The following is a 26,529-nucleotide window of genomic DNA, read 5'->3' on the forward strand; positions in this document are numbered from 1 at the left end:
AAGGTGAGCAAAACTCACCTCTTTTGATAACCAAACAATCAACCAAATTAACCCTTACGAGTAATTATCTTTAAGATTTTACAGGCCTGAGAACAATCAATTCAGTTTGATTCTCAGGCTTTAGTGTTTTTAAGTAGATGTGATAAACATCCTCATTTTGTCCGATAGTATTCGTTGGTTTAGTATTTTCAAATCGGGCAGTATGCTTTTGTGTGATTGAACTTGCTTCTGTTTTAGCTTTCCAAACAATGGTGAAAGCCATTAGTAAGCCAAGTACAGCACAAATGTTTTTTGGGATAAATATGTAGCTATCATGGCAGTAGTATTTATAGTTGGTTTAATTTCGATGATAGGTATATGCCAAAAAGTGACCCAAAGTGTAAAATCGGCCTTTAACAGCAAATAGAGCAGGTTTGCCTAATTTGGACTGTACAATAACGTACACAACATCCCCATTGACGGACAAAAACCCAAACAAAATTTGGTTGTCCTTTTTAGTAGTTTTTTAAAGACTATTCCTAAAATTCTAAAAGCTTTCTATTTAGGTCCTTAAAATCAAGAAAATCAACAAATAATACATTTCAATAGTGGATACAAAACCTATCATTTGAGTAAAAAGCATTTGTAATTATATTACCCAGGAAAAGTTTACTTACAGCTACTTTATGAGGAAATCTGCAAGTTTAGAATCTTAAGCTTTTTAATATGATCAAATTCTTCAGAAAAATCAGACAGCAACTTCTTTCAAAAAATCAAGTGAGTAAATACTTGGTATACGCTTTTGGAGAAATCATCTTGGTAGTCATAGGTATTCTGATAGCGCTAGGAATCAACAACCTCAATCAAGAGAGAATCAACAAAAACACCGAACAAATCTACCTTCATGGGCTTGAGGAAGAGTTCAAGACAAGTAAGCTCAAACTGGAAGAATTAATCCAGGTAAATCAAGGAAATATTGATGGAGCAAAAAGTATATTGAAATATATCGCAGACCCTAACAAAAGCCCGGGAGAAAAAGAGTTTTCACAATTACTCTATCAATCATTTTCTTCTGACATTGCCTTTAACCCCAATAATTCCCTATTAAATGAGATGATCAATTCCGGGAATCTAAAAATTTTAAGTAACTCGGAATTAAGGCGTTTACTTACCAACTGGATTTCTACGCTAGAAGATATCAAGAGACAAGAAAATGAACTGGATATACAACGAGAGCACGTGTTAAATGAGTTTCGAACCGAAGGTAATAGCCTTCAAACAGTTTTAAAGCAAGTTGGAGTCTACCAACAATTGGGTATACCTATTGGGCCACAAAAAGAACAAAGTAACTTGAAACTATTGTCCTCCTCAGCATTTGAAAACAATATCCTGATGTTTATTTTGGCTAGTTATGCGACAGGAGAAGCACATTACCAACCATTGATGCGGGAAATGGAACAAATTTTAAGTTTGATCCAGAAAGAAATAGATTGATGAAGGGTTAAAAGAAAAAAGCTCCGATCAAATCGGAGCTTATTAAATTGGTTGGAAACTATTCTATAATAATTCATTAGCTAAGTTTGCCAACTCAGAACGTTCCCCTTTTTCCAGTTTTATATGAGCATAGAGCGGGTGGTCTTTAACCCGATCGATGAGATACGACAATCCATTTGATTGAGAATCCAAATAAGGAGTATCAATCTGATGCACATCTCCGGTAAAAACAATCTTCGTATTTTCTCCTGCTCTGGAAATAATCGTTTTTATCTCATGTGGTGTCAAGTTTTGAGCCTCATCCACGATAAAGAAAATATTCGATAGGGATCTACCTCTGATATAAGCCAAAGGCTGAATAACCAATTTTTCCTGATTGACCAATTCTGTGATCTTTTGAAATTCCTTATCGGTCTCTTTATATTGATTTTGGATAAATTTCAAGTTATCCCAAAGCGGCTCCATATATGGATTTAACTTAGACTTGATATCACCAGGCAAATACCCAATATCTTTATTGCTTAAAGGAACAATGGGTCTCGCCAAGAATATCTGTTTGTAATCTCTTCGTTGTTCCAAAGCTCCAGCCAATGCTAATAAAGTCTTTCCAGTACCCGCAACGCCCTGAATAGATACCAAGCGAATTCTAGGATTTGTAATCGCATTAAGCGCAAAGGTCTGTTCGGCATTTTTCGGCTTAATATTATAAGCTAATTTCTTATCCACGCGCTCCAAAATATTCTCTTCCGGATTGAAATAGGCTAGCACAGAATTCTTATCGCTTTTAAGAATGTAATAGGCATTTGCTTTCCTCTTTCGAGTTCCTAAAACCAACTTCGCCTCTATATAACCAATTTCATACAGTTTATTAATCGCATCCGGATCTACATTATCCAAGACATATTTACCGGTATTTTCAAGCTCTGTAATATTCTTGATTTTACCGGTTTCATAATCTTCAGCGAGTAATTCCAGTGATTTCGCCTTGAGTCGAAGATTAATGTCTTTGGATACCAATATGACCTTCCTGTCTTTTCATGCTGTTTGAGATATAGCGCAGCATTTAGAATTTTATGATCATTCTTCTCTTCACCAAAAATTTCATTGGCATTCATCTGGTTTTCTGGATTCATTAGGACTCGAAAGTTTCCTCTCGACTTTCCATTCAGAGGAGTCCAATTGTGAATCATCTGATCTTTGGATAGTTTATCCAATAATCGAATGAATTCCCTTGCCTCAAAATTCTTGGTGTCATTGCCCTTTTTGAACTGATCCAGTTCCTCCAACACAGTGATCGGAATGACCACATCGTGTTCGGCAAAATTCATGATGGAGTTGTGTGCATATAGGATTACTGATGTATCCAGCACAAAGATTTTCCGATCTTTATCGGCTTTTGCTCTTGGCATGCGTGCGGTAGGTTCTAATGGTACTGACTTAGTATAATTTAGAAAAATATTGATTGTAATGCCTCCATTTCTACAATAAATTATTATTAAAAAAACTGAAAAACCGCCTATTTATTTGACTATCAAGTGAATAAAAAAGGCAGAAATTATCTTCCTACCCTTTTAAAAAGCCTAAACTTCAAATTATGCCAACAAAGCAGCGATGTCATCTTGATCCAAGCTCTTCATGAAACTTTCTTCAGTTCCAATTAACTCCCCTGCAAGTGCCAGTTTTCTATTTTGTAAAGCCATAATTTTTTCCTCCACAGAATTTCGACTGATAAACTTGTAAATAATTACTTTATTTTCTTGTCCAATTCTGTGTGCTCGATCGATGGCCTGAGCTTCTACTGCTGGGTTCCACCATGGATCAAGCAAGAACACATATTCTGCTTTTGTCAAGTTCAAACCTACACCCCCTGCCTTCAAAGAGATTAAGAACACCTTAATTTCATCTTGCTCTTGAAATGCCTCTACTTGAGCCTGTCGGTCCTTAGTTGAACCATCCAAATAAGAAAATGGTATTTGCTCTTTCTCGAGATATTCTTTCACGATCGCCAAATGCCTCACAAACTGACTAAATACCAGCACTTTATGACCTTCTGAGATGGTAGACTGAAGCATATAAGTAATATCTTCTAACTTACCGGACTCTCCTTCATAATCGTCTCTAACCAATTTTGGATGATTGGCAATTTGCCTTAATTGGGTAAGTCCTCGTAGTAAAGTGAATTGCTGTGAATTTCTTCCAGTTGCTTTAATATCTGAAATAATCTTTTCTCTATAATAGCTTTTCACCTCCTCATAAACCGATTCCTGCTCCGCAGTCATAGCGGAATATTTCACGTTGGTGATCTTTTCAGGTAAATCAGTAGCCACCTGGGATTTTAGCCTTCTCATGATAAAAGGCTTTATCATTGAATGAAGCTTAGTAGCCTTATTCTTATCATTTTGCTTCTCAATAGGCAAAAGGAATTGCTTTTTGAAGGAATGTTGAGTTCCAAGCAATCCAGGATTCACAAAATTCATTTGCGACCAAAGATCCATAGTACCATTTTCTACAGGAGTACCTGTAAGAATCAATCGCTGTTTACTTTTCAGTTGATTTACCGCAGAAGCAATATTACTATTAGGATTCTTGATCGCTTGAGATTCGTCGAGTATCACGTAATTGAAAAAGAAGTCCTTGAGAATATCTATGTCCAACCGAATGATCCCATACGATGTCAGTACAAGATCATATTCACTGAACCGATAAGGGTCTTTAATACGATTTGTGCCGGTATAAACCAGAATCTTTAAATCTGGAGTGAATTTTCTAGCCTCTAGTTCCCAATTGTAAATCAAAGAAGTAGGCATTACCAATAAGGAAGTTTGTCCTTTATTCACCTCTGCCTCATGAGCCAACAAGGCTAAAGTTTGGACTGTTTTACCCAAACCCATGTCATCAGCCAGACATCCGCCAAACTTAAATTCATTAAGAAATCTAAGCCAATTATAGCCGGCGTGCTGGTAAGGCCTTAAGGTTCCTGCGAACTTCTTAGGAACTTCGTATTCCTCTATGGTCTCAAAATCACGAAGCTGTTCCAATTTCCTACTCAAGGTCAATTGAACAAGGTTTCCTGACTCTAAGGTCTTGGCTAAAGCCAAATGATGTTTTCTCATCATCATTTGTCCCGTCCCTCCTTTATCTTCTAAAAATGAAAAGAGTTCCGAATAATTGACAAACCATGAAGCAGGAATCACCGCATATTCTCCATTGGGAAGCTCAAATTCTGTTTTCCCTTGTACCAATAGTTTCCTTAATTTGGCAAAAGGCACCAGGTAAATTCCAAACTTGATCTGGGCATTTACATCAAACCAATCGATGTTTTCGTTTACTTCGATCGAAATTTGAGCCCGACCGATATGGTACGTTTTCCCTTTTGGACTTTCCTTTTGCTCAAACTTAAACCCTTCGATTTCCAGCCTATCCAAATGCTCACTGATCCAATCAAAAGCCAAGGATTTGCTCATAGCACGTTTACCATGTACAAAATCAAGTCCTCGTTCTTCCAAGTACTTGACAATGGCTCTTTCCTTTTCCTTGCTTCTAATTACTTTATGGAAAATGTAATGCTCTCCATTTTCTTCTAATCGTACTGAATTGTTGATGGATTCTGCAGAGTCAAACGTATAGTCTCCATATTTATATTTGAGAGAAAACACCAATTGATCCTCTTGGTTTTTTTCTATTTCTTCACCAAAGAGGTCTTTTCCAGAATTCCCCGGAAGATCAGCAATACAAAGTATGGGCTGTGGATTGCCTCTTTCTACTTTAATATCAAAACCTTCTGCATAAACGTCAAATATTGAAAGTAACTGGGTGATGAATTTCCTATAATATTCTCTTTCAAACCGCTTATCAATGACAATAAACTTCTTATTTAAGAAGGGCTTAAGCTTTTTGCCATCTATGCCTTTTTCAAAGCTGAACAGCATTTGATTCACTACTAGCCAAGCAGGATTGTGGCAGACTAAATAGCCATGTTTATACTGCCATTCCAGCTTCGCTCCCTTGTATTTAATCGTAGGAAAATAATGAGTATTTTCTTCGTTTTTCCTAAAGTGGAACAACACGGTTGCTTTCTGATCCGTCACCTCAATTTCTTTCCAAATGGGATTCCCATCGTTACCCATTTCAAAAATCTCTTGCCTCTCAGCAAAGGAAATATCTTAGATCTAGTATGCTCTAAATTCTCCTCAATCAGCTTTTGAATGGTTTCATTCCCGGAATTCTCATCATAAATTTTCCGAAGAAATTCCTTTGGTTTCAGGTTTCTTTTGTTGTGCTTTCTAACCACCACTTCCTGCTGCATACTGTCCATTAATTTGATCAGCTCAAAATCTGCCTTATCCAATTTGGAAGAAAACTCATGGGCATTGACAGAACTGATATTTTGATGGGCCAAAGAAAGCCTTCCTTGTTCATCGAGTTGAATTACAAAAGAGTCAAGTAATAAGCCGAGGTATTCATGACTAAAAAGGGAATAAATAATCTCAAAGGGTTTCTCTGGATCTACTATCATAATCAGGGTCTTAGTATAACAGCACGGTCTTCTATTAAAGTGAGATTTAACAAAAGCAACCAAAAATGTAGTATTCATCACTTTTTGCGATGAATGCAGCTTGAAAATTACATAAAAATTGATCAGAATGGAGCCTTAACGGCCCTTTTTTCACCAATCAGTGAAAAAAAGTGATAAAATAAAGAAAAAGCTCTCCTTTTAAATTAAAAAGGAGAGCTTCTTTTATTCACTTTCTACGGAAGATTTAACTTCTTCTATTTCTTCCTTTTTAGGTTCTTCTTCTTTGTGCTCTGGAAAAAACCGCCCTTGGAATATCAAGATGATTGCTACTCCAACAAAAATAGAAGCATCGGCAACGTTAAATATAGGCCATAAAGCAGTATAATCGCCGCCCCAAATTGGAACCCATTCTGGTATATATCCTTCCCATATATCAAAATAGAACATATCTACAACCTGCCCATGAAACCAAGGTGAAGGAGCATTGTATGGAGCATTATTTAACCAAACCCCATAAAATATGGAATCTACCAAGTTTCCTATGGCACCTCCTAAAATCATCGCAATACATACAATAAATACTGGGTGACTTTTTTGCTTGATAATATGGTATAAATAATATCCTATTCCGGCCATTGCTACCAAACGAAAGGAAGTCAAAATCAATTTTCCATATTCAGATCCGATTTCCATCCCGAAAGCCATTCCAGGATTAGTGGTATAATGAAGCTTAAACCAATCACCGAAAATCGGGATTTGACCCGGCGAACCGAAATCCATTTCGAAATGGACTAGCATTTTCACCGCTTGATCAATTAAGATCACCAACAATGCTATGCCAAAATATTTAATGTATTTATTCATTCTTAATCGATTGACCTCAGGCCTTTTCTACTTTTACTGCTATTTCAAAATCATCCATCTCCAAAGTAATTGCTTCCTGAAGGTCTTTTTCAAGAGTAAGACCTAAAGCCTGAGTTTCAGATTGAATATAATCTCCAAAATTCTCCGTAGAAGCCACTACCAAATCAGAAGTAGGTTCTATAGTAATTTTGATTTTATCCTGAACTTCCAGCCCCATATCTTTTCTTAGGTTTTGGATTCTGTTCACCAAATCTCTTGCCACTCCTTCTTGCTTCAATTCTTCCGAGATGGTGACATCTAAGGCTACAGTAACTCCCATATCAGAGGCAACGGACCAACCAGGAATATCTTGTGAAGTGATCAATACTTCTTCTAACAATAATTCCAAAGCTTCTCCATCCACATCGATAGAAATCTTTCCATCACGCTCGATAGAAGCAATTTCTCCTTGTCCCCATGAATTGATGGCCGCCACTACAAATCTCATTTTAGGACCAAGCTTTTTGCCCAAAACAGGAAGATTTGGCTTCACGCTTTTCACAAGAATACCGGATGCATCGTCAATGAATTCAATTTCTTTGATATTCACTTCTGATTTAATCAACTCTTCCACATGTTGAATTTGTTCCTTTGTTTTCTCCTTAAGTATAGGGATCAATATTCGTTGTAAAGGCTGACGTACTTTTACTTTTTCCTTCTTTCTCAAAGAGTGAACCAAAGATGATATGGTTTGAGCCAACTCCATGCTTTCTTCCAGATCTTTATTGATCAAATTGGAATCTGCATTATTCCAGTCCGTCAAGTGAACGGATTCTTTTCCTTCTTTGCTGGACTTAGTCAAATTCTGGTACATCCAATCTGAATAGAATGGAGAGAAGGATGACATCAACTGAGTCAGCGTAAGAAGACATTCATACAAGGTTTCATAAGCTGCTTGCTTATCTGTATTCATATCTCCTCTCCAGAATCTCTTTCTAGCTAGTCTTACATACCAATTGGATAATTGATCTACCGTAAAATTCATGATCGCTCGGGTAGCTTTGGTAGCATCATAGTTATCCATTGCTTCCTCCACCTCTACTATTAGAGACTGTAATTTGGAAACAATCCATTGGTCCAATTCAGCACGCTCACTGACAGGTACAAGCTTGGATGGATCATATACAAAAGCATCCAAATTTGCATAAAGAGCAAAGAAATTATAAGTATTTTGAAGGGTTCCAAAGAACCTCCTTTGTACCTCTCCAACACCATCTAAGTTGAATTTCAAGTTGTCCCAAGGGTTGGCATTACTCAACATGTACCAACGAACTGCATCCGGACCATATTCTTTTAAGGTCTTGAATGGATCCACTGCATTGCCCAATCTCTTGGACATTTTGTTTCCATTTTTGTCCAGAACCAAACCGTTTGCAATTACATTCTTGAATGCCACGCTGTCAAACAACATTACTGCGATTGCATGTAACGTAAAGAACCAACCTCTTGTCTGATCTACTCCTTCTGCAATGTAATCAGCCGGATAATTCGCTTTAAACACATCTTGGTTCTCAAATGGGTAGTGCCATTGTGCATATGGCATAGCACCTGAATCGAACCAAACATCAATCAAGTCTGGTTCCCGGAACATTTTTTCACCCTTTTCAGATACCAGCACCACATCATCCACATAAGGTCTGTGTAGGTCTAGCTCTTTGCCTTCATAGGGAGATTTTTCCATGAATCCTTTTGCAACAGACTTTTCTATTTCATCCTGTAAATCAGCAATAGATCCAATGCATTTCTCTTCCGTTCCATCCTCTGTTCTCCAGATAGGCAAAGGAGTTCCCCAGAATCTTGATCTACTCAAGTTCCAGTCTACCAAATTCTCTAACCAGTTTCCAAATCGTCCAGTCCCAGTTGCTTCCGGCTTCCAATTGATAGTCTTGTTTAATTCAACCAAACGGTCTTTATAGGCCGTGGTTTTAATAAACCAGCTTTCTAATGGGTAGTACAATACAGGCTTATCTGTTCTCCAACAATGAGGATAACTGTGCTCATACTTTTCTACCTTAAAAGCTTTATTTTCATTCTTTAAAATAATGGAGATGATGACATCCGTATTTTTAAAATCTGCGGCATTCTCATCATCGTCCGTATAATTTTTTACATAGAAATCATTCACCCCATATTCTTTATGGGCTGTGATTCCATGTTCTTTCATCTTTGAAGATAAATATTCTCCTACCACAGGAATGAATTTCCCTTGGCGATCTACAATCGGCAATTCATTTCCTTGCTCATCTTTCACAAAAACACCTGGCACGTCGTTTTGAACCAAGGTCCTAAAGTCATCCGCACCAAAAGCCTTTGCCAAATGGACAATACCGGTACCATCTTCTGTAGTCACATAGTCTCCTGAAACCACCCTAAATGCAGGTACAGGAAGTGCTAATGCTTCAATTGGAAAAAGTTGTTCATATTCCCAACCTAACATATCCTTTCCTTTGAACTCAGCTACGATCTCAAAAGGAATTAATTTATCTCCAGCTTTGTAATCTTCTACTTTCAGTTCAGCGGCCTTTGGGTTGAGGTATGCATTCATACGTGCCTTTGCCAAAATCACCTGACAAGGCTCATGGGTATATGGATTAAATGTTTTTACTTTCACATAATCCAAATTCTCGCCAATGGCCAAAGCTGAGTTGGATGGCAATGTCCAAGGTGTGGTAGTCCATGCAAGAATGAAAGTGTTGTCCTCTCCCTTGAGTTTAAATTGAGCAGTGATGGAAGTATCCTTCACATCTTTATAGGTGCCTGGTTGGTTCAACTCGTGTGAACTCAATCCGGTCCCTGCAGCTGGAGAAAAAGGTTGGATGGTATATCCTTTATACAATAAACCTTTATCATAAAACTTCTTCAGCAAATGCCAAAGCGTTTCAATGTAGTTGGAATCAAACGTGATATAAGGATCATCCAAATCTACCCAGTAGCCAATTTTTTCAGTCAATTCATCCCATTCATTTTTGAATCGCATGACTGTTTCTTTACACTTCTTGTTGTATTCCTCGACAGATATTTTCTTACCGATATCTTCTTTGGTAATACCCAATTCCTTTTCAACTTGAAGTTCTACCGGTAGGCCATGGGTATCCCAACCACCTTTTCTTTTTACCTGAAACCCTTTCAAGGTTTTATATCGGCAAAAAATATCTTTTAGGGTTCTCGCCATGACATGGTGGATCCCTGGAGTACCATTGGCAGATGGTGGTCCCTCAAAAAAGTAAAGGTTTCTGCACCTTCACGATTTGAAATAGATTTTTCAAAAATCTGATTGTCTTTCCAGTACTGAAGTACGTCTTCTCCTATAGCCGGGTAATCGACTTGTTTGAACTCTTTATATGTTTTCACAATTTCCTTTCTTGTAAGCAAGTAGGTGATTTGATTCCAATTATTGCTTTTTAAGCTCCCAACAGTCCAATTTGTTCGGACTCTTAATTATCGGAAAGAAAACCAAAAGGTTTTCATGCTCCTCAAAAGCAGGCACAAAGATAAGAGAAATACCCCTTTTTATGTGAGTTGAAGGGAAAAAATGGAGGGATTGGGCAAGACTGATTTTATTTTTGAAAATAAACGAGCAAGTGTGAAGGTCCTCTGGAAATCAATAGCCTCTTTAGCGATTCTCGAATTAAGAGTATTTTCTAGTCTAATTCAGTAAACCAGGTATTTTTATCTAGTATTTTACACCAGTGACAATTTGCTCTGAAATGGAGTTTGTAATTTTCAAGAAATTTCAAACCTCTATTATTGATGAATACAAAAATCCCTTTTTATACCTTATTGGTAAGTTTGGCTTTTTCATGCGCCAGTCCAAAAGAGCAGTCTGCTGAAATTTTATCTGGCAACCCTATCTCCACCGGTTGGTATGCTGACCCAGAAGGAATTGTTTTTGGCGACGAATATTGGATTTACCCTACCTTTTCAGCGGGTTTTACAGACCAGCTTCACTTTGATGCGTTCTCCTCCAAGGATTTAGTAACCTGGGAAAAACATGAAAACATCTTAGATACCTCAGCCATAAAATGGGCTAAACAAGCCATGTGGGCACCAGCTGCCATAGAAAAGGATGGTAAATACTACTTATTCTTCTCAGCCAATGATGTTCAAAGACCGAGCAGGGCAGGATGGGATCCTGACAATGATATCAATCATTATGGCGGCATTGGAGTGGCTGTGGCTGATTCACCAGCAGGACCTTTCAAAGATTATCTAGGAAAACCTTTAATTGATGATTTTTACAATGATGCTCAACCGATTGATCAATTTGTATTTAAAGATACCGATGGGCAATACTATATGTTTTATGGAGGCTGGAGCCATTGCAATATTGGAAAATTGAATGACGACTTTACCGGGTTTGAGCCTTGGGAAGATGGAGAGTTGTTTCACGAAATCACCCCTGAAGGGTATGTAGAAGGACCTTTCATGTTTATCCGAAATGGTAAATATTATTTCATGTGGTCAGAGGGTGGATGGACCAACGACAGTTATAAAGTTGCCTATGCCATATCAGACAAGGTAACTGGCCCCTACGAACGAATTGGAACTATTCTGGAATCTGATACTACTGTAGCTACTGGAGCAGGTCATAATTCTGTCATTCAAAAACCAAATTCAGATGACTGGTATATGGTATACCATAGAAGGCCAATTCCTAATCAAGGCAGAGATCACCGGGTAACTTGTGTGGATGTGATGGAATTCAATGAAGATGGTACCATTAAACCCATTAAAATGACATTTGAAGGAGTAGCTGCCAACCCTATTATTGAATAAGGAAAAAAGTTTCTTTATTTATTATTAAGCCTTAGGTAATTGAAAGAAACAAGAAAAGAATAATAAGTACCGCTACCTAGGTAGCGGTTTTTTTGTGACATATCAGATTCTTTACCCTCAAAATCAAAAGAAGACCTTTTCTTCTAACTTCTAGAGATTATTTATTGATCTCATCTTTTTATCAGAAAATAGGATTAGATCATTCTATAGAGAAAATTGGTCATGTCATCTTAAATAGTCTCAATCCACTGAGTTTCACTAATTCAATCCTACTTAAAAAATAAACTTGAAGCTTGCTCAAACTTGCCTTTCTAAGGCTATTTACCTAATTTTCAAACTCATACCTCCCAAAATCACCTTTTTCAATGGTTGGTACACCCCATCCATTCAAGCTTCATTCTTTAACCTATAGCACATGAAACATTATTCTCGCTTAGTGATCCCTTTGCTGGTCACGATCATTCTTGCAGGATTGAAACTTTATTTGGGAGGACAATCTAAAGATTGGGAGGGGTGGATGGCTTATTTACCCTCCATCAATACCGTGTTGATAATTAGTGGGTTTACCTGGTGTTTCTTGGTTGGAATGCAGATCGTAAAGACCATGTTCTTAAAACAATATGATATCTCTCAGGAGGACAATCTCAGAGCCAGAAAAGTCTATACTCAAATCAATATTCTTGTAAAAATTGCCAATTTCATTATCATTCTTTTCTCCATAGGGTTAGTACTATTATCTTTTGAATCAGTCAGAAAAGTAGGTGTCGGATTTTTTGCCTCAGCTGGGGTTGCTGGAATCATTATTGGCTTTTCGGCCCAAAAAGCTATTGGAACCTTGATTGCCGGAATTCAAATTGCATTTACCCAACCATTTAGACTGGAAGATGCGGTAGTGGTAGAAGGTGAATGGGGATGGATCGAAGAAATCAATCTGAATTACATCGTGGTAAGAATTTGGGATCTAAGGAGATTAGTACTTCCAACCACCTATTTTTTGGAAACTCCTTTCCAAAACTGGACAAGGACTTCAGGTGATTTACTGGGCTCTGTTTTTCTCTATACGGATTATACAATTCCTTTCAACGAACTCAGAAAAGAATTGGACCGCATTCTGGAAACAACAGATCTATGGGACAAGAAAGTAAAGGTATTACAGGTCAGCGACACGAATGAACACACGGTTGAAACAAGGATTTTGGTAAGCGCTAAAAATTCTCCAATTGCCTGGGATCTGAGAGTTTATGTGAGGGAAAAAATGATTGAATTCATTCAAAAAAATTACCCTGAATGCCTCCCAAAAACCCGTGTATTAATGGAAAAGGAAAAGAGCTAATCCCCTCAATCCTCTTTATTATACCGAATTACTTGAAAAAATTTTCATCCATCTGTGATTTTTTAAATGGCTTTGCGAATAATTGAGAAAAGCAAAACAGATGCAATCTAAGCAAATTGATAAGCCCTCCGAATTTATAGAACTCCTTCAAACCAATAAAGGAATCCTATATAAAGTGGCTCGTTCTTATTGTAATTCTGAAGAGGAAAGAAAAGATTTAATTCAGGAAATCACCTTCCATGTCTGGAAAGCATTTCCAAACTATGACGACAAGTTTAAATTCTCCACATGGCTTTTCAGAATTGCCCTAAACGTGGCTATCTCCTACTTGAGAAAAGAAACCAAGCGTAAGAAAATCAATGAAGCGATACAAGTTGACCTCATTGAACTCACAAATACGAAAGAGGATCCAATAGACCATCAGATTGGTATTCTGTATGCTTCTATTTCAGAATTAAATGCATTTGACAAGGCACTCATGCTCTTATATCTCGATGAAAATTCCTACAGGGAAATTGCAGAAATCATGGGGATTTCGGAGTCTAATGTCGCTACGAAAATCAGTCGTATTAAAAAGGTGATCAAAGAAAAGTTTCAAAAACTAAATCAACTGTAAAATGGAAGATCAAGAATTACTTAGACTTTGGAAAAAACAAGAAAACAAAATAGATGAACTATTGAATATCAATTCTCAACTACTCAAAGAACAGATTTCCCAAAAAGCGAGAAAAGCATTGGTAGGATTAAAAGCAGAAAAAGTTCTCGGAATTGTTACTGGAGCCATTTACATTTTGTTTTTGGGAGCTCTTCTTGGGATCGGGGTTGCTGCCACCCCTTATAAAATAGACTTCTTTGTCCTCTCTATTGGGGCTATATTCCTGGTAAACCTAAAAGTATTTATTGATTACATCAGGCATTTGGTTATGGTTAGTCAAATAAATTTTGAAAGGCCTGTAGCAGATATACAGGAACAACTTTTGAATCTCAAGCTATCCTTGATAAACAGTACGAGAATTGTAGTTTTACAAATTCCATTTTACACTACTTGGCATTTGAGCAATTCATGGTTTCCTGATCATGCGAATCCAAGTTGGGTAATTATTCAATATGTAATAACAGGTCTCTTTGCTTGTTTGTCAGTGTTTCTATTTTGGCATATAAAACCAAAAAATGCCGAAAAAAATGGGTAAAATGGGTGATTTCAAGCGCCGGCATAAGTCACATTGAAAAATCATTAATCCAATTACAAGAATTAAAAGATTTTAAAGCTGATTCATAATCAGCTAAATTCTTAATATTTAAAGCAAGGCATAGAGGATTTTCTGCCAGCTCCAGAAGCTTTTCCCCAAAGGAAACTATATCGAAGGGATATTTCGTGTGCACCTCCCGTATTAGCATTTCCAAGGGAAGAAATCGTAAAATCATGGCTATATCCCACATCTAAGCCTCCACCTAATGACATTCCTACTAGGGCAATGATAGATTCATGATTAGGCTGTTCGGAATTGGAAACTGGAATTCCTCTATACCAAATCCCCAAAACTAAAGGCTGAATATTGAGCTGGGCTCCCATATCCAATTGGGTGAAAGGTTTTTGGTTTTTGTAATTAAAAGCCAATGTTAACTCTTTGGTCCCTGATTTTTGATTGTAAAATGCAGTAGATGAACCACCAGATAGATCAAATTTCACCCCACCATGAGCGGAAACTTTAAGTGGCAACTTACTATTTTGACCATCAACAAAGGACAAATTAGGCTGTGTAACATGCGCTGTGGATACTCCAAACCAAACCTTCTCATTGTTGTAAAGGAAACCAAAGCTATAATCCATGAATTGTCTGCGAACATCTTGGCCAAGGTTTTCTCCACTGAAATCACCAATTGATCCAGTTTGATCATCTATTTGACTTCCGAAGATCAGATCACCAAAATAAGCATCCCTATCCATAAAGCTAACTTGCCCCCAATCCTCAAAAAGGAGCGGAACCCTAGCCTCATCCTGTAAGAATAAACAGCGCCAATTTCAGATACACTAAGGTTGGCCATGCTTTGTTGGGATTTATTGAAAATTAATCCTATCCCACTATTAATATTAAACATGTAATGATCCACATATGCAGAATAAGAAGTGAAGGATTGATCTAAGCCAGGCCACTGATTCCTATAATTAACTCCAATTCTAGTCATTTCGGAGGATCCAGCCATCGCTGGATTTAAATAGAGAGGAGCTGCATAAAATTGGGAATACTGCACATCCTGGGCTTGTAAAGTCAGGCTCAGCATTCCTAAAATAATTAATGTAAAAATTCTTTTCATAACCTATCTAATAAGGGTGATTCCGCCTCTGCGACTTTGATTTTCGCCAGCAGCATTGGTGTAGGTAATTTTATATAGGTAGTTACCGGCAGGTAAAGCCTGTCCCTTGTAAGTACCATCCCAACCTTGAGATTCCAGGCTGTTGGTCATAAACATTCTTTCTCCCCAAGTATTGAATACCTCCATGGAGAAATTTGAAACAGCCTTCATTTTGGGGATAAACACGTCATTGAGGCCATCTCCATTTGGAGTAAATGCATTCGGAATGACAATCATTTCCTCAGGCACATTTACTTGAACAGTATTTTTTTCGATGCTTGAACAGCCATAAATATCGAAGGCAGTAAGTGTGACTTCAAATGACCCTGCTTTTTCAAAAATGTGAATTGGGTCTTTTTCAGATGATTTATTTCCATCTCCAAAATGCCATTCCCAGGCAATGAATTCCTCAGAGATTTCACTTTCAAAAATTATTTCTTCATGCACTTGAACTTCTGGTTCATTTGAAATTTCCAATTTTCTATACTGGAAATTCAATCTACTTCCCTGAGTGTTCAAATTAGGGTAATCTACTTTGGCTTCAGTAACCACTGAGCAACCTGTAGCATCAATTACTTTTACTTTTAGGGTTCCCGTTTTAAAATAATTGATCTCTCGGGCATTGGTATTCCCATTATTCCACTCGATGGTATAAGGTTCCACACCACCTTCTATAGAGACCCAAGCGACTCCTGTGAAAGAGCCTTCTTCACAATCCACATCAAGCATACTTTCAATTCTTGCGTTGATATTTCCAGAACCCTTCACCTCAAAAGATTTATTGATTTCACAGCCTGAGACATCTTTAACAGAAATTGAATAAGTACCTGGAGCTAAATCTTCTCTCTTAGAAAGCCCCTTGACGCCATCTGACCATTCTATAGAATATTCCCCAGAAGCGCCTTGAACTTCCAGTTCTACTAAGCCATCTTCACCTCCTTCACAAGAAGCAGGTTGGCTATTTGTAATAAAGAGATCCAGATTGGAAGAATTAGAAAGATTGAACTGCTTTTCAATGGTACATCCAGAAGCATCAGAGACAAGCAAAGAATAGTTACCAGAAGAAAGGTTGGTGGCTTTTTTTGAATTCTGTCCATTGCTCCATTGGTAAGTATAAGGAGCTTTCCCGCCTATTACTCCTACTTCAATTTCTCCATTTGCATTTCCATCACAGCTAGGAGAAAGGATTGACTCAGTTAAATTCATTACCTCTGGACTTTTCACCTCGTAATTAGCTGTAAAGGAACAACCCGTTTGATCTTTGACGATTACGGTGTAATTACCCGCAGAGAGGTTATCTACATTTTGGGTAGTAGCTCCATTACTCCAGCTATAGATATAAGGAGCTTGTCCTCCACTTACAGAAAGGTTGATTGCCCCATCTTCAATCCCACTGCAAGACAGGTCTTTTGTGGATTCTTGTACCGAAATACCTTCAGATTCAGATTTTACTTCAAAAGATACCGTTACATCACAATTATAAATATCAGCAACCTTCACTGAATAGGTTCCTGGTGCTAAGCCATCCACTTCCCATTGATCCACTACTCCATTGCTCCAAGTGACTTTATAAGGCTCACCTCTTCCTACCTTCACGCTAAGCTTTGCCGAACCATCAGCTCCCGATCCACAAGAAGCTGAAGTAATTTCAATAGGGTTTAAAATCAATGGGTAGGGAGGCTGAACTATTATATTCTCTTTATGGACCGCACCTTTTGCATCAGTAATTTCAACAGTATAGGTTCCTGCGTATAAATTGGTACGGTCTTTGGTAATTTCATTTGTATTCCACTTATAGGTATATGGAGCCTCGCCTCCGGTGACCGTTAAATTAATGTGGCCTTTCTCTGAATGAGAGCAAAGAGCAAGTTTTCCTGAAACAGCAACCTGAATACCGGAAGCTCCCATTGTTCGAGCCTGCACGAAATCAAGGCCTTTCAAAGATGATTGCGCATGAATGGAATTGATATATCCCATCACTATTAGGGGAGAAATATCATTAAGCCATATGTAGAGAATGCCTTCTTCATCTTTTTTCGCCTGATTCTCAAGCGCCTGATTTTCAATTGGGTAAAATTGCCTTATATAATAGGGTTTTTGTATTTCGTTTTTAAGAATAATATTTTTTGCAAATCGTATACAACAAAATGATATTCTTTCGTTTGGTATTTATCTTAAAATAAGTGCAGAAAAATTCTATTATCCAAAGATTGGAAGCATGTCAAAAGGGAATAGTTCAAACTTGAAAAAGTATCATTTTTATTAAAAAATTACCATAATCAAAAAAAGTATGAAATGATGCTTTTTTTTGATCATAAAAGACAAAAGCCTGAAAATCAGGCTCTGAATATTTTTTAAAAAAAATCGATTTTTTTTAAAAAAGTTTACTGAATGTTACTCAACGCTAGTATTTAAAGCAAGGAATAACTCTTCCTCTTTGGTTTCTAGATTTTGGATCACCCCATAAAAAAGTATATCTGATGGATAGTTCATGGGCACCTCCACTGTTTTTTTGTCCTAATTTTGAGACAGTCACATCATAGGAATATCCAATATCCAACCCGGAAGGAAGTGAAACACCAACCAATCCAATTACGGCCTCATTATTAGGCAAAGAATTCTTGGTTGGAAGTCCTCTATACCAAAGCCCCAACACTAGTGGTTCAAGAAAAACTTGGGCGCCTAAATCGAGCTGATTAAAAGGATCTTGTTGCTTATAGTTGAAGGCAAAGGAAATAGATCTTTCCGAATAAGCATGAGTAAAATAATCTCTCCCCCATGCCCTAAATCAAACTTTACACCTCCTTGAGCAGAAAGCTTCATGGGTAGTTTAGAAATTTGACCTTCTACAAAAGACCGGTTAGGTTCAGACAAGTGATGGGCTGAAACTCCTAACCAATACTTATTGGTATAAAATAACCCCCGACCGCATAGTCCATAAAGCTATACTTGGAATCCAGCGGTACCCCATCCAATTCATCAGTGATTCCGCCTATGGTTCCATTTACAATATCTATTTGACTTCCAAATACCAAGTCTGAGAAAAAGGCATTCCGCTGCATAAAGCTGACTTGCCCTCCCACTCGGAAGAATAAATCCTGGCTAATCTGTAAACGGTAGGCATAAGATAAACCAATTTCATTTGTGGAAAGCTGCGCCATGCTTTCTTGGCTTCCATTAAAAATCAATCCTATACCCGAATTGTAATCCATAATATAGTGATCTATATAAGCGGAATAGGAATTGAAGCTTTGATCTAATCCAGGCCATTGGTTTCTATAATTGACACCAATCCGTGTGAGCTCACTTGCTCCTGTAAGGGCAGGATTTAAATAAATTGGGGCTGCATAAAACTGGGAGTATTGGGTATCTTGGGCATAGATATCTAACCGTACAAAAAATTGTACTATCAAAATCACACATACGCCTAAGATCTTCCTCAACATAATCTTCATCACGATCCCTATACGGCAAAGGTAAAATACCTGCAACGGAAAACCGTGAATTTAAAATGAAATGTAGGTTGTGAAACTACTAGGGCTTATGATTGAGAAATACAATCTTATTGGGTTTCAAACCGTTATGATTAAACGCATTTTCCCTATGCGATTAAGTCAATTAATGGCTTTGAAACTCAATAATTATACCAAAGAGATTTTATTTGGAAATATTCCTGATTAAATATCAAGAATTACCTGATTGCGAATAAGATCTTGAAATTCTTCTCTTTTTCGAATCAATTGGGCTTTACCTTCCCATACCAAGACTTCAGCCGGCCTTAACCTTGAATTATAATTAGAGGCCATACTTATCCCATATGCTCCAGCATTTTTGATAGCTAATATATCTCCCCTTCTAACTTCCTCAATTGCTCTCCCAGCAGCGATGGTATCTGTTTCACAAATGTATCCCACTACGTGGTAGGTAGCAGGCTTTCCTTCTGGATTACTTACATTATAAATTCCATGGTAAGCATCATACATCATGGGTCTAATCAAATGATTCAACCCAGAATTCACTCCTACAAAGGTAATTTGCGGAGTCTTTTTTACCACGTTGGCTTCAACCAACAAATATCCTGATTCGCTTACGACAAATTTTCCCGGCTCCAACCACAATTCCAGGTCTCGCCCATATTTTTTGCAAAATTCCAGAAAAGCTTCGGAAACCCTATTTCCCACTGCCATGATATCCGTTACCACATCACCTTCCTTATATCCCACTTTAAAACCTCCTCCAAAGTCAAGAAACTTCAAGTCCGGAAAATTCATGGCAGCATCAAAAAGAACATTTCCCCTTTCAAGAATACTTCAGCATCCAGAATATCCGAACCAGTATGTAAATGGAGGCCTATCACTTTCATCTGATAGCGTGCTACTACCTCTAGGATATCGTCTAATTGCTGAATGGAGATACCGAACTTACTTGCAATATGCCCAACTGAAATTTTCGCATTTCCTCCAGCCATGATATGTGGATTAATTCGGATACAAACCGGTACTGAATCTCCAAAGGACTGTCCAAATTGCTCCAATATTGAAATACTGTCCAAATTGATCATGGCGCCCAGTCCAACTACCTCTTTGATTTCATCCATACTCACCCCACTCGGGGTATACATGACGTCTTTCCCTTCATAGCCCGCTTCAAGACATATTTTTACCTCCTCCAAGGAGACCGCATCTACCTCACCACCTGCTCTTTTCACCAATTTCAAAATCGAAATATTGGTCAATGCCTTCGTAGCATATTTAATCTTCAAAGGAACCTTTTCAAATGCCTTCTTTAGAGTAAGTATCTGATTAGTGATTTTCTCACCATCATAAACATACAATGGAGTACCAAATTCTTTTGCAATAGTTTCCAAGGAAACCCCTTGGATTGAAATAGGGTTGTGTGATGCTGACATGATCTGAAATTTGCGCCCAAAGATAGCCAAATAACAAAAAAAGGAGGCATAAGCCTCCTCTTTTCCTTTATCGTAAATGTAATTAAGAAATCATAATTTAAAGAACGGAATCAAATTTCAGATTGTTCCAATTAAACTTAAGCGTTTGTGCCTTAATAGCAGTTAAATATTGTTAAGCCCTATTTCACCCCTAAGAATCAGGCTAAATTTGTAAAATGTCCAAAGGAAACATAATTCTTATCATCGTTTTGATGTCCCTGGCCAGCTTTGGCCTAATGGGATTCCAATACTATTGGGTAAGAAATGCGGTAAGGATCAACCGCGAACGGTTCGACCAAAACGTGTATATGGCGTTATCCGGGACAGTAGAGCAATTGGAAAAAGGGGAGACTTCTGACGTCTTACTCAGCTACTTGATGAAAGATTCACTTTTTCAGGAATCCTTATTTGAAAAAATTGAACCAATCACTTTCCAAATCCAGCAACGCCCCGTCTATAGAAATAGACCTTCTATTGTGGACACGCTTCTGAATGAAACAGCACCGGAAGTAAGTCCAACTTTCAGGAGAATCCTTGAATCTAGAGGGTTTGACATGAATGCGTTGAAAGAATTGGAAATGTTTTTTGCCTATATGACTCCTGAACTGGCTTCTAGCATGTTTACTCCGGATGAGATGGAAATTCTTTTAGAAGAAAAAGAACGACAACTCAACTACTTAAGTAAAGCAGAAAGTACAAGAGTTAGGCCTAATGTTGAAATTGTCCCCGGTCCAGAAGTATTGACAGAAATAAATATTTCGGATGATATTCTAGACAAAATCCGTCGAGCCAATTTCAAAATTGACATGGTGGAACGTACCTGGAATGAACTAGCGGCAGGGCAAAAAGAAATCTTGGATAGACTAGACACGCTCCAAGTAAGGGAGCTTCTACGAAACCATCTTTTGGAAAGAGGGATTACCGAATCTTTTGAATTGGGACTTTTAAAAGACAATGGAGAAGTTTTACCATTAGGCCCGGTAACTCAACAAAGTACCCTACTTCAAAACGGAATCAAGGCTAAACTCTTCCCAAATGACATCCTTGGTAAGGAAAATTTCCTTTATATCTTCTTCCCGGAAAAGAACTATCATGTTATCCGTCAAGTGTGGATTCCAATTTCAAGCTCCATCCTGTTTATTGGAGTAATCATATTCTGTTTCATCTACGCGATCAAAGTCATCATCCGACAGAAAGCACTTTCGGATACCAAAAATGATTTTATCAATAATATGACTCATGAGTTCAAAACTCCGTTAGCTACAGTAAGTCTTGCAGTAGAAGCTTTACAAGACCCTGAATTATCTACCCAAGACAAATTCAGGAAGCGTTACCTTGGGATCATCAAAGATGAAAACAAACGTCTGACCACCCAAGTAGAGAAAGTTTTACAAGCGGCTGCGCTGGATAAGCAAGACTTTAAATTAAAAATAGAGGAGTTGAATCTGAGTGAATTATTGGAATCTACGATGCAGCACATCAGTCTTCAAGTGGAAAAAAGGAGGGACTCTTTCGTTTACAGATCGGCTAAAAGAACCTTCAGTTGAAGGAGATGCTTTCCATTTAACTCACATCTTTAATAATTTACTGGATAACGCGTTGAAATACACTCCACACACGCCAACCATAAAAATGGAGGCGACGGAAGAAAAAGATCAGTTCATCGTTAAGATTACAGATAATGGGATTGGGATGTCAAAGGATGCCCAAAAGAAAATTTTTGATAAGTTTTATAGAGTTCCTACCGGAAACGTTCACGATGTGAAAGGATTTGGTTTAGGGTTATCATATGTAAAAACCATGCTTGAAGCACATCAGGGAGGCATTCAAGTAGAAAGTGAAGTAGGAAGAGGAACAACGTTCACTATAACTTTACCCAAAAAGCAATGAGCAAAGCTAAACTATTGGTCGTAGAAGACGACCCAAACCTAGGGGATATTCTTCAGGAATATCTAGAAATGAAAGGCTATGAACCAACCCTATGTAGAGATGGGGAAGAAGGTTGGAGTAAATTCAAAAAGGGTAAATACGATTTATGCCTTTTGGATATCATGATGCCTAAAAAAGACGGCTTTACCCTTGCCAAAGAAATCAAAAAAGTACAAGAGGATCTCCCTGTGCTGTTTTTGACTGCAAAAAATCAAAAAGACGATATTATAGAAGGGTTAAAAATCGGAGCAGATGATTACATCACCAAGCCATTTAGCATGGAAGAATTGCTGCTTCGTGTCACTGCAATCCTAAGAAGAACCCAAAAAAGTACAGAAGTCACTCCATTAAAAATTTATCAGTTTGGTGGATTTGTTCTTCATTACGATGAGCAATACCTTGAGGGACCAAAAGGCAAACATAAACTTACTTCCAAGGAGAATGAGCTCATCCGACTTTTGGCTTCCGAAATCAATAAATTGGTCAATAGAAGTCATGCATTAAAGCAAATCTGGGGAGATGACAGCTACTTCAATGCCCGTAGTATGGATGTGTACCTAAGCAAGATTCGAAAACTACTCAAAGATGATCCAAAGGTTCAAATCATCACCGTTCACGGAGAAGGTTTTAAATTGATCGTCTCAGAAGACTAAAAAAAGAGGCTTTCTCAAAAGTCGACTATTTGTCAGCCTGAGCGCCTGCCTTCCGATAGGCAGGGAGTCGAAGGCTTAATTGAGCGAATTAACCACATTTCGACTTCGCTCAATGTGACAAAATTTATTTATGAGACAGCCTCATTTCTTTTATTCTAGAAGCAAGTTTTATACTAAACTTGCGCCAATTCCATTTCCATCAGGGAAGGTTACTTTTTCTGGTGTTATCTTCACTCCCGTGGCAGGGTCTTTTGCCAACAACATGGCACCATCCATATCCACATAATCCAGTAAAGGAGCGATATGGGCAATGGCAGTAATCCCAATAGAAGATTCTGTCATGCATCCTACCATGGTTTTCATCCCTAAAGATTTTGCTTCATGGATCATTCTAAGCCCAGGAGTAATTCCCCCAGCCTTTACCAACTTCACATTAATACCATGGAATAGCCCATGGCATTTTTTCACATCACTTTCCACAATGCAACTCTCATCTGCAATTACTGGTAGTTTGGAATATTTGAACACTTCCTTCATCCCATCCAAATCATCTTTACCTAAAGGCTGCTCCATAAATTCCACCCCTAGTTTTTGAAGTGCTATCGAATATTCAATGGCCTGATCCGCAGTCCATGCACAATTGGCGTCTATTCTAAATATAGCATCCGTATGCTTTCTTAACTCTCGCACTATTTCTAAATCCTCCGTTGTCCCCAATTTTATTTTATAAATAGGCCAATGGACCTCTTTCATTTTCGAGACCATTTTTGTGACTGTATCTATCCCAATGGTAAAATTGGTGGTAGGGATATCCGCAGGGTTCAGCATTAAAAATTCATACAGTTTTTTGCCTTTTTTCTTGGTATATAAATCCCAAGCAGCCATATCTAGGGCACATTGGGCAAATGGATTATTCTTAAAATGCGTTTTCCCTAGCTCCCATAATTCTTCAGGGCTTTCCCAACTTCCACCCTCCACTACTCCCCGGAACGCATCCAGTACCTCACTCATATTTTCTACAGTCATTCCGTAAAAAGGATTGGTAGTGGACTCACCCAAGCCCACCAAATCACCCTCTTCCAGTTTGACAATCAAGGTATCTTGAATATCCCTACTTTGATGGGCAATGGTAAATGTATGTTTCAAGGGTAGATCTTCTACAAAATACGATAGCTTCATTCTCGATTTGAAATTTTGAGCTTAAGACATATACTATTTAAATCACATTGGCTAGTTTTACTCTTCACTATTAAGAAAATCCAACCATGATGAGCATTTCAAAGGGCATTTACACACGCATTTTTTTGCTGTTTTTAATTTCCCTAATTGGGTGTAAAACTGCAAATAAAAATACTACCGAACCACTTTCTATTGAAACTTTAGAGTCAGCTTTCAATAATTTTAAGGAATCGGCAATCACCCATCGAAGATTTAAGCACGAAGACCTGCAGCCTTTGATTCAAAAACATGCAAGTCAGTTTGAAACACAAGTTCTAGGAAACTCCATTGACGGAAGAAGTATTTCCAGTTTAGACTGGGGAAATGGGGAAACCAAAGTCATGCTTTGGTCACAAATGCATGGAAATGAAAGCACTGCTACCATGGCCCTTTTTGACTTATTTAACTTTTTGGAAGGCAGTGGAGATGAGTATGAGGAAATCAGAAACACATTGAGAAGCAATTTGAATATCAAATTCATCCCGATGATTAATCCTGACGGTGCTGAGGCATTCAAAAGAAGAAATAGTCTGGACATTGATTTGAACAGGGATGCCATCTCTCAAATCTCCCCTGAAGCAATTATTTTAAAGAATGCGAGAGATGATTTCGAACCAGAATTCGGTTTTAACCTACACGATCAGCAAGTGTATTACAATGTAGAAGGCACTGACAAACAAGCAACCATTTCCGTTTTGGCCCCAGCATACAATGTCGCCACCGATGTGAATGAGGTTAGAAAAAGGGCCATGCAGACTATTGTGGGTATGAATAAAGTCCTTCAACAAGTTGTTCCGGGGCAGGTAGGAAAGTATGATGACGCATTTGAACCAAGGGCATTTGGAGATAACATTCAAAAATGGGGAACAAGCACAATTCTGATCGAATCAGGAGGATATTGGGGAGATCCGGATAAGCAGTATATCCGCCAACTCAATTTTATGATCATTTTAGATGCCTTATATCAGATTGCAACCAAAGGGTACGAACAGTACACTACAGAGGAGTATTTTGCAATCCCAGATAACGATTCCAAACTGGCAGATTTGATGATCAATGAAATGCTAGTTGAGGTAGGAGGAAAGAAATATCCAATTGACCTTATCATCAGAAGGAGAGAATCTGAAGTACCCGGAGGTTATTACGTATCTGGTTCCATTGAAGACCTAGGCGATATGCAAGTATATTATGCTCCGGAGGTTTTTGATGCAAGTGAGTTTGAGTTTGAAGAAGGCAAGGTATATGAATCTACTTTGGAAGACATTGGCTCATTAGATTTTAAACAAGCAATAGACTTATTAAAACAAGGATATTTGGCAGTGAAAGTAAAAAATGGAGCATCTAAAGACCTTCATTCCTTACCTATTCTGGTATTAAAAAGCGTGGATTCTTTTCCAAGTGTATGGACTACAGGTTCTGCCCCAAACTTTTATTTAGCTAAAGATGGAGAATTAAAATATGCCATTGTCAATGGTTATCTGATCGACTTGGAAAATCCTAAACAGCAAGACTTTAAGCAAAGAATCTATTAATTGTTAATTAATGTTTCCATAGTACTAAAACCCGCTGATTGGCGGGTTTTTTGATGATTCAAGTGAGTATTATTTCATGATCAAAAGCAACTTTTAGCCCTATGAATAAGAACCTGTCCTCCATATTATTTGCTTTGGCAATCGTCCTTGCCTCGATCGTCTTAGGAAATGCAATCATTAATAGAAATAGGCCTCAAGGAACCATCAACGTGACCGGTTTGGGTGAAAGTAACTTCACTTCAGACCTAGTGGTTTGGGAAGGGAATTTTTCCAGAGAAAGTTTTGATTTAAAATCTGCTTACGAGGATTTGGAAAAAGACAAGAAATTAGTGTCCGATTACTTGGTATCCAAAGGAATCCCAGCAGACAAGTTGATCTTCAATGCCGTTCAGACCAACCCAAAATACCAGCAAAATTATTCCGAAACTGGAAGATACCTTGGACAGACATTTGATGGTTATTCTTTGAATCAATCGCTCAAAATAGAATCTAAAGAAGTAGAGAAAGTTGAAAAGATCAGTCGTGAAATCACAGAGTTATTAAATCAGGGGATTGCATTCTATTCACAAGCTCCACGGTATTATTATACCGGACTGGAATCTTTGAAACTTGAAATGATAGCCAAAGCGACAGAAGATGCCAGGGTACGAGCTGAGCGCATCGCAGAAAACTCCAAAGGGGATCTTGGAGACCTAATTTCAGCGAATATGGGTATTTTTCAGATTACTGGCCAAAATTCCGGGGAGGACTATTCCTGGGGTGGTACATTCAATACCGCAGACAAAAACAAAACCGCTTCCATTACCATAAAACTGGTTTTTGAAGTGGATTAAGAAAAGGTTGGCTTCAAACAATTAGACCCATTAAGGCCTTATTAGAATGTGAACGCTTTA

At 38.0% G+C, this 26,529-nt stretch carries 15 protein-coding genes and 6 pseudogenes; 10 read left to right on the top strand and 11 right to left on the bottom strand.

The annotated features are described in order from the left end of the window. Positions 1-70: 70 nt before the first annotated feature. Positions 71-262, bottom strand: coding sequence for a hypothetical protein (locus V8V91_RS13885; RefSeq protein ID WP_373395612.1), 192 nt, complete (start codon positions 260-262; stop codon positions 71-73). Between the two features lie 443 nt (positions 263-705). Here V8V91_RS13885 and V8V91_RS13890 point away from each other — a divergent pair, with 443 nt between their 5' ends. After that, positions 706-1,473 (top strand): DUF6090 family protein, encoded by a 768-nt coding sequence (locus V8V91_RS13890; RefSeq protein WP_373395615.1) that lies wholly within the window; start codon positions 706-708, stop codon positions 1,471-1,473. A 63-nt stretch (positions 1,474-1,536) separates the two neighbouring features. On the opposite strand, the pseudogene V8V91_RS13895 reads toward V8V91_RS13890, so the two are convergent. From V8V91_RS13895 to ileS, 4 genes and pseudogenes are all read right to left on the bottom strand, one after another. Beyond that, positions 1,537-2,882: pseudogene (locus V8V91_RS13895) on the bottom strand (PhoH family protein). Positions 2,883-3,065: 183 nt separating this feature from the next. Next, positions 3,066-5,989: pseudogene (locus V8V91_RS13900) on the bottom strand (SNF2-related protein). Positions 5,990-6,211: 222 nt separating this feature from the next. Continuing rightward, positions 6,212-6,853, bottom strand: coding sequence for a lipoprotein signal peptidase (locus V8V91_RS13905; protein WP_373395618.1), 642 nt, complete (start codon positions 6,851-6,853; stop codon positions 6,212-6,214). 16 nt (positions 6,854-6,869) lie between these two features. Beyond that, positions 6,870-10,243: pseudogene (ileS, locus tag V8V91_RS13910) on the bottom strand (isoleucine--tRNA ligase). Between the two features lie 399 nt (positions 10,244-10,642). Between ileS and V8V91_RS13915 the strand changes: the two are divergent. The 4 genes from V8V91_RS13915 to V8V91_RS13930 all read left to right on the top strand — a co-directional run bounded on the left by V8V91_RS13915 (position 10,643) and on the right by V8V91_RS13930 (position 14,191). After that, positions 10,643-11,668, top strand: a complete 1,026-nt coding sequence (locus tag V8V91_RS13915) for a glycoside hydrolase family 43 protein (protein ID WP_373395621.1) — start codon at positions 10,643-10,645, stop codon at positions 11,666-11,668. A gap of 415 nt (positions 11,669-12,083) precedes the next feature. Beyond that, positions 12,084-13,001 carry a mechanosensitive ion channel family protein gene (locus tag V8V91_RS13920; RefSeq protein WP_373395624.1) on the top strand — a complete coding sequence of 306 codons (918 nt, stop codon included), beginning with the start codon at positions 12,084-12,086 and terminating at the stop codon, positions 12,999-13,001. Positions 13,002-13,101: 100 nt separating this feature from the next. Next, positions 13,102-13,617 carry an RNA polymerase sigma factor gene (locus V8V91_RS13925; RefSeq protein ID WP_373395626.1) on the top strand — a complete coding sequence of 172 codons (516 nt, stop codon included), beginning with the start codon at positions 13,102-13,104 and terminating at the stop codon, positions 13,615-13,617. A 1-nt stretch (position 13,618) separates the two neighbouring features. After that, a complete protein-coding gene (locus tag V8V91_RS13930; RefSeq protein WP_373395628.1) occupies positions 13,619-14,191 on the top strand; it encodes a hypothetical protein in 573 nt (190 codons plus the stop codon). Between the two features lie 101 nt (positions 14,192-14,292). Here the strand turns inward: V8V91_RS13930 and V8V91_RS13935 are convergent. From V8V91_RS13935 to lysA, 5 genes and pseudogenes are all read right to left on the bottom strand, one after another. Next, positions 14,293-15,317 (bottom strand): annotated as a pseudogene (locus tag V8V91_RS13935) (type IX secretion system membrane protein PorP/SprF). 3 nt (positions 15,318-15,320) lie between these two features. Beyond that, a complete protein-coding gene (locus V8V91_RS13940; RefSeq protein ID WP_373395630.1) occupies positions 15,321-17,333 on the bottom strand; it encodes a gliding motility-associated C-terminal domain-containing protein in 2,013 nt (670 codons plus the stop codon). A gap of 427 nt (positions 17,334-17,760) precedes the next feature. Next, entirely contained in the window at positions 17,761-18,012 is a 252-nt protein-coding gene (locus V8V91_RS13945) for a type IX secretion system membrane protein PorP/SprF (RefSeq protein ID WP_373395631.1), read from the bottom strand. A 26-nt stretch (positions 18,013-18,038) separates the two neighbouring features. Then, positions 18,039-18,811, bottom strand: a pseudogene (locus tag V8V91_RS13950) (PorP/SprF family type IX secretion system membrane protein). 222 nt (positions 18,812-19,033) lie between these two features. Further along, positions 19,034-20,265, bottom strand: a pseudogene (gene lysA / locus V8V91_RS13955) (diaminopimelate decarboxylase). A 215-nt stretch (positions 20,266-20,480) separates the two neighbouring features. Here lysA and V8V91_RS13960 point away from each other — a divergent pair. The 3 genes from V8V91_RS13960 to V8V91_RS13970 are packed head-to-tail and all read left to right on the top strand — an operon-like array spanning position 20,481 to position 22,886. Further along, positions 20,481-21,851 (top strand): histidine kinase dimerization/phospho-acceptor domain-containing protein, encoded by a 1,371-nt coding sequence (locus tag V8V91_RS13960; protein ID WP_373395633.1) that lies wholly within the window; start codon positions 20,481-20,483, stop codon positions 21,849-21,851. Next, positions 21,754-22,194 (top strand): sensor histidine kinase, encoded by a 441-nt coding sequence (locus V8V91_RS13965; RefSeq protein WP_373395635.1) that lies wholly within the window; start codon positions 21,754-21,756, stop codon positions 22,192-22,194. Before V8V91_RS13960 ends, V8V91_RS13965 begins: the two co-directional genes overlap by 98 nt. Next, on the top strand, positions 22,191-22,886 hold the full coding sequence (locus V8V91_RS13970) for a response regulator transcription factor (protein ID WP_373395636.1): 696 nt from the start codon (positions 22,191-22,193) through the stop codon (positions 22,884-22,886). The genes V8V91_RS13965 and V8V91_RS13970 overlap by 4 nt, the downstream gene beginning before the upstream one ends. A 168-nt stretch (positions 22,887-23,054) precedes the next feature. Here V8V91_RS13970 and V8V91_RS13975 read toward each other — a convergent pair whose 3' ends face one another. Then, a complete protein-coding gene (locus V8V91_RS13975; RefSeq protein ID WP_373395638.1) occupies positions 23,055-24,065 on the bottom strand; it encodes a dipeptide epimerase in 1,011 nt (336 codons plus the stop codon). Positions 24,066-24,340: 275 nt separating this feature from the next. Between V8V91_RS13975 and V8V91_RS13980 the strand changes: the two genes are divergently transcribed. Continuing rightward, positions 24,341-25,636 (top strand): M14 family zinc carboxypeptidase, encoded by a 1,296-nt coding sequence (locus tag V8V91_RS13980; protein WP_373395641.1) that lies wholly within the window; start codon positions 24,341-24,343, stop codon positions 25,634-25,636. A gap of 101 nt (positions 25,637-25,737) precedes the next feature. After that, positions 25,738-26,469, top strand: coding sequence for an SIMPL domain-containing protein (locus V8V91_RS13985; RefSeq protein WP_373395643.1), 732 nt, complete (start codon positions 25,738-25,740; stop codon positions 26,467-26,469). Positions 26,470-26,529: the final 60 nt, after the last annotated feature.

It is taken from the genome of Algoriphagus halophilus (assembly GCF_041729275.1).
In the GTDB taxonomy this organism is placed as follows: domain Bacteria; phylum Bacteroidota; class Bacteroidia; order Cytophagales; family Cyclobacteriaceae; genus Algoriphagus; species Algoriphagus halophilus_A.

What these genes read in the sequence shown, in the direction of transcription:
- V8V91_RS13940 (WP_373395630.1), bottom strand. Translation starts at nt 17,333, where the DNA reads ATGGGATATATCAATTCCATTCATGCGCAATCATCTTTGAAAGGCCTT.
- V8V91_RS13915 (WP_373395621.1), top strand. Translation starts at nt 10,643, where the DNA reads ATGAATACAAAAATCCCTTTTTATACCTTATTGGTAAGTTTGGCTTTT.
- V8V91_RS13970 (WP_373395636.1), top strand. Translation starts at nt 22,191, where the DNA reads ATGAGCAAAGCTAAACTATTGGTCGTAGAAGACGACCCAAACCTAGGG.
- V8V91_RS13925 (WP_373395626.1), top strand. Translation starts at nt 13,102, where the DNA reads ATGCAATCTAAGCAAATTGATAAGCCCTCCGAATTTATAGAACTCCTT.
- V8V91_RS13885 (WP_373395612.1), bottom strand. Translation starts at nt 262, where the DNA reads ATGGCTTTCACCATTGTTTGGAAAGCTAAAACAGAAGCAAGTTCAATC.
- V8V91_RS13920 (WP_373395624.1), top strand. Translation starts at nt 12,084, where the DNA reads ATGAAACATTATTCTCGCTTAGTGATCCCTTTGCTGGTCACGATCATT.
- V8V91_RS13905 (WP_373395618.1), bottom strand. Translation starts at nt 6,853, where the DNA reads ATGAATAAATACATTAAATATTTTGGCATAGCATTGTTGGTGATCTTA.
- V8V91_RS13890 (WP_373395615.1), top strand. Translation starts at nt 706, where the DNA reads ATGATCAAATTCTTCAGAAAAATCAGACAGCAACTTCTTTCAAAAAAT.
- V8V91_RS13985 (WP_373395643.1), top strand. Translation starts at nt 25,738, where the DNA reads ATGAATAAGAACCTGTCCTCCATATTATTTGCTTTGGCAATCGTCCTT.
- V8V91_RS13960 (WP_373395633.1), top strand. Translation starts at nt 20,481, where the DNA reads ATGTCCAAAGGAAACATAATTCTTATCATCGTTTTGATGTCCCTGGCC.
- V8V91_RS13975 (WP_373395638.1), bottom strand. Translation starts at nt 24,065, where the DNA reads ATGAAGCTATCGTATTTTGTAGAAGATCTACCCTTGAAACATACATTT.
- V8V91_RS13930 (WP_373395628.1), top strand. Translation starts at nt 13,619, where the DNA reads ATGGAAGATCAAGAATTACTTAGACTTTGGAAAAAACAAGAAAACAAA.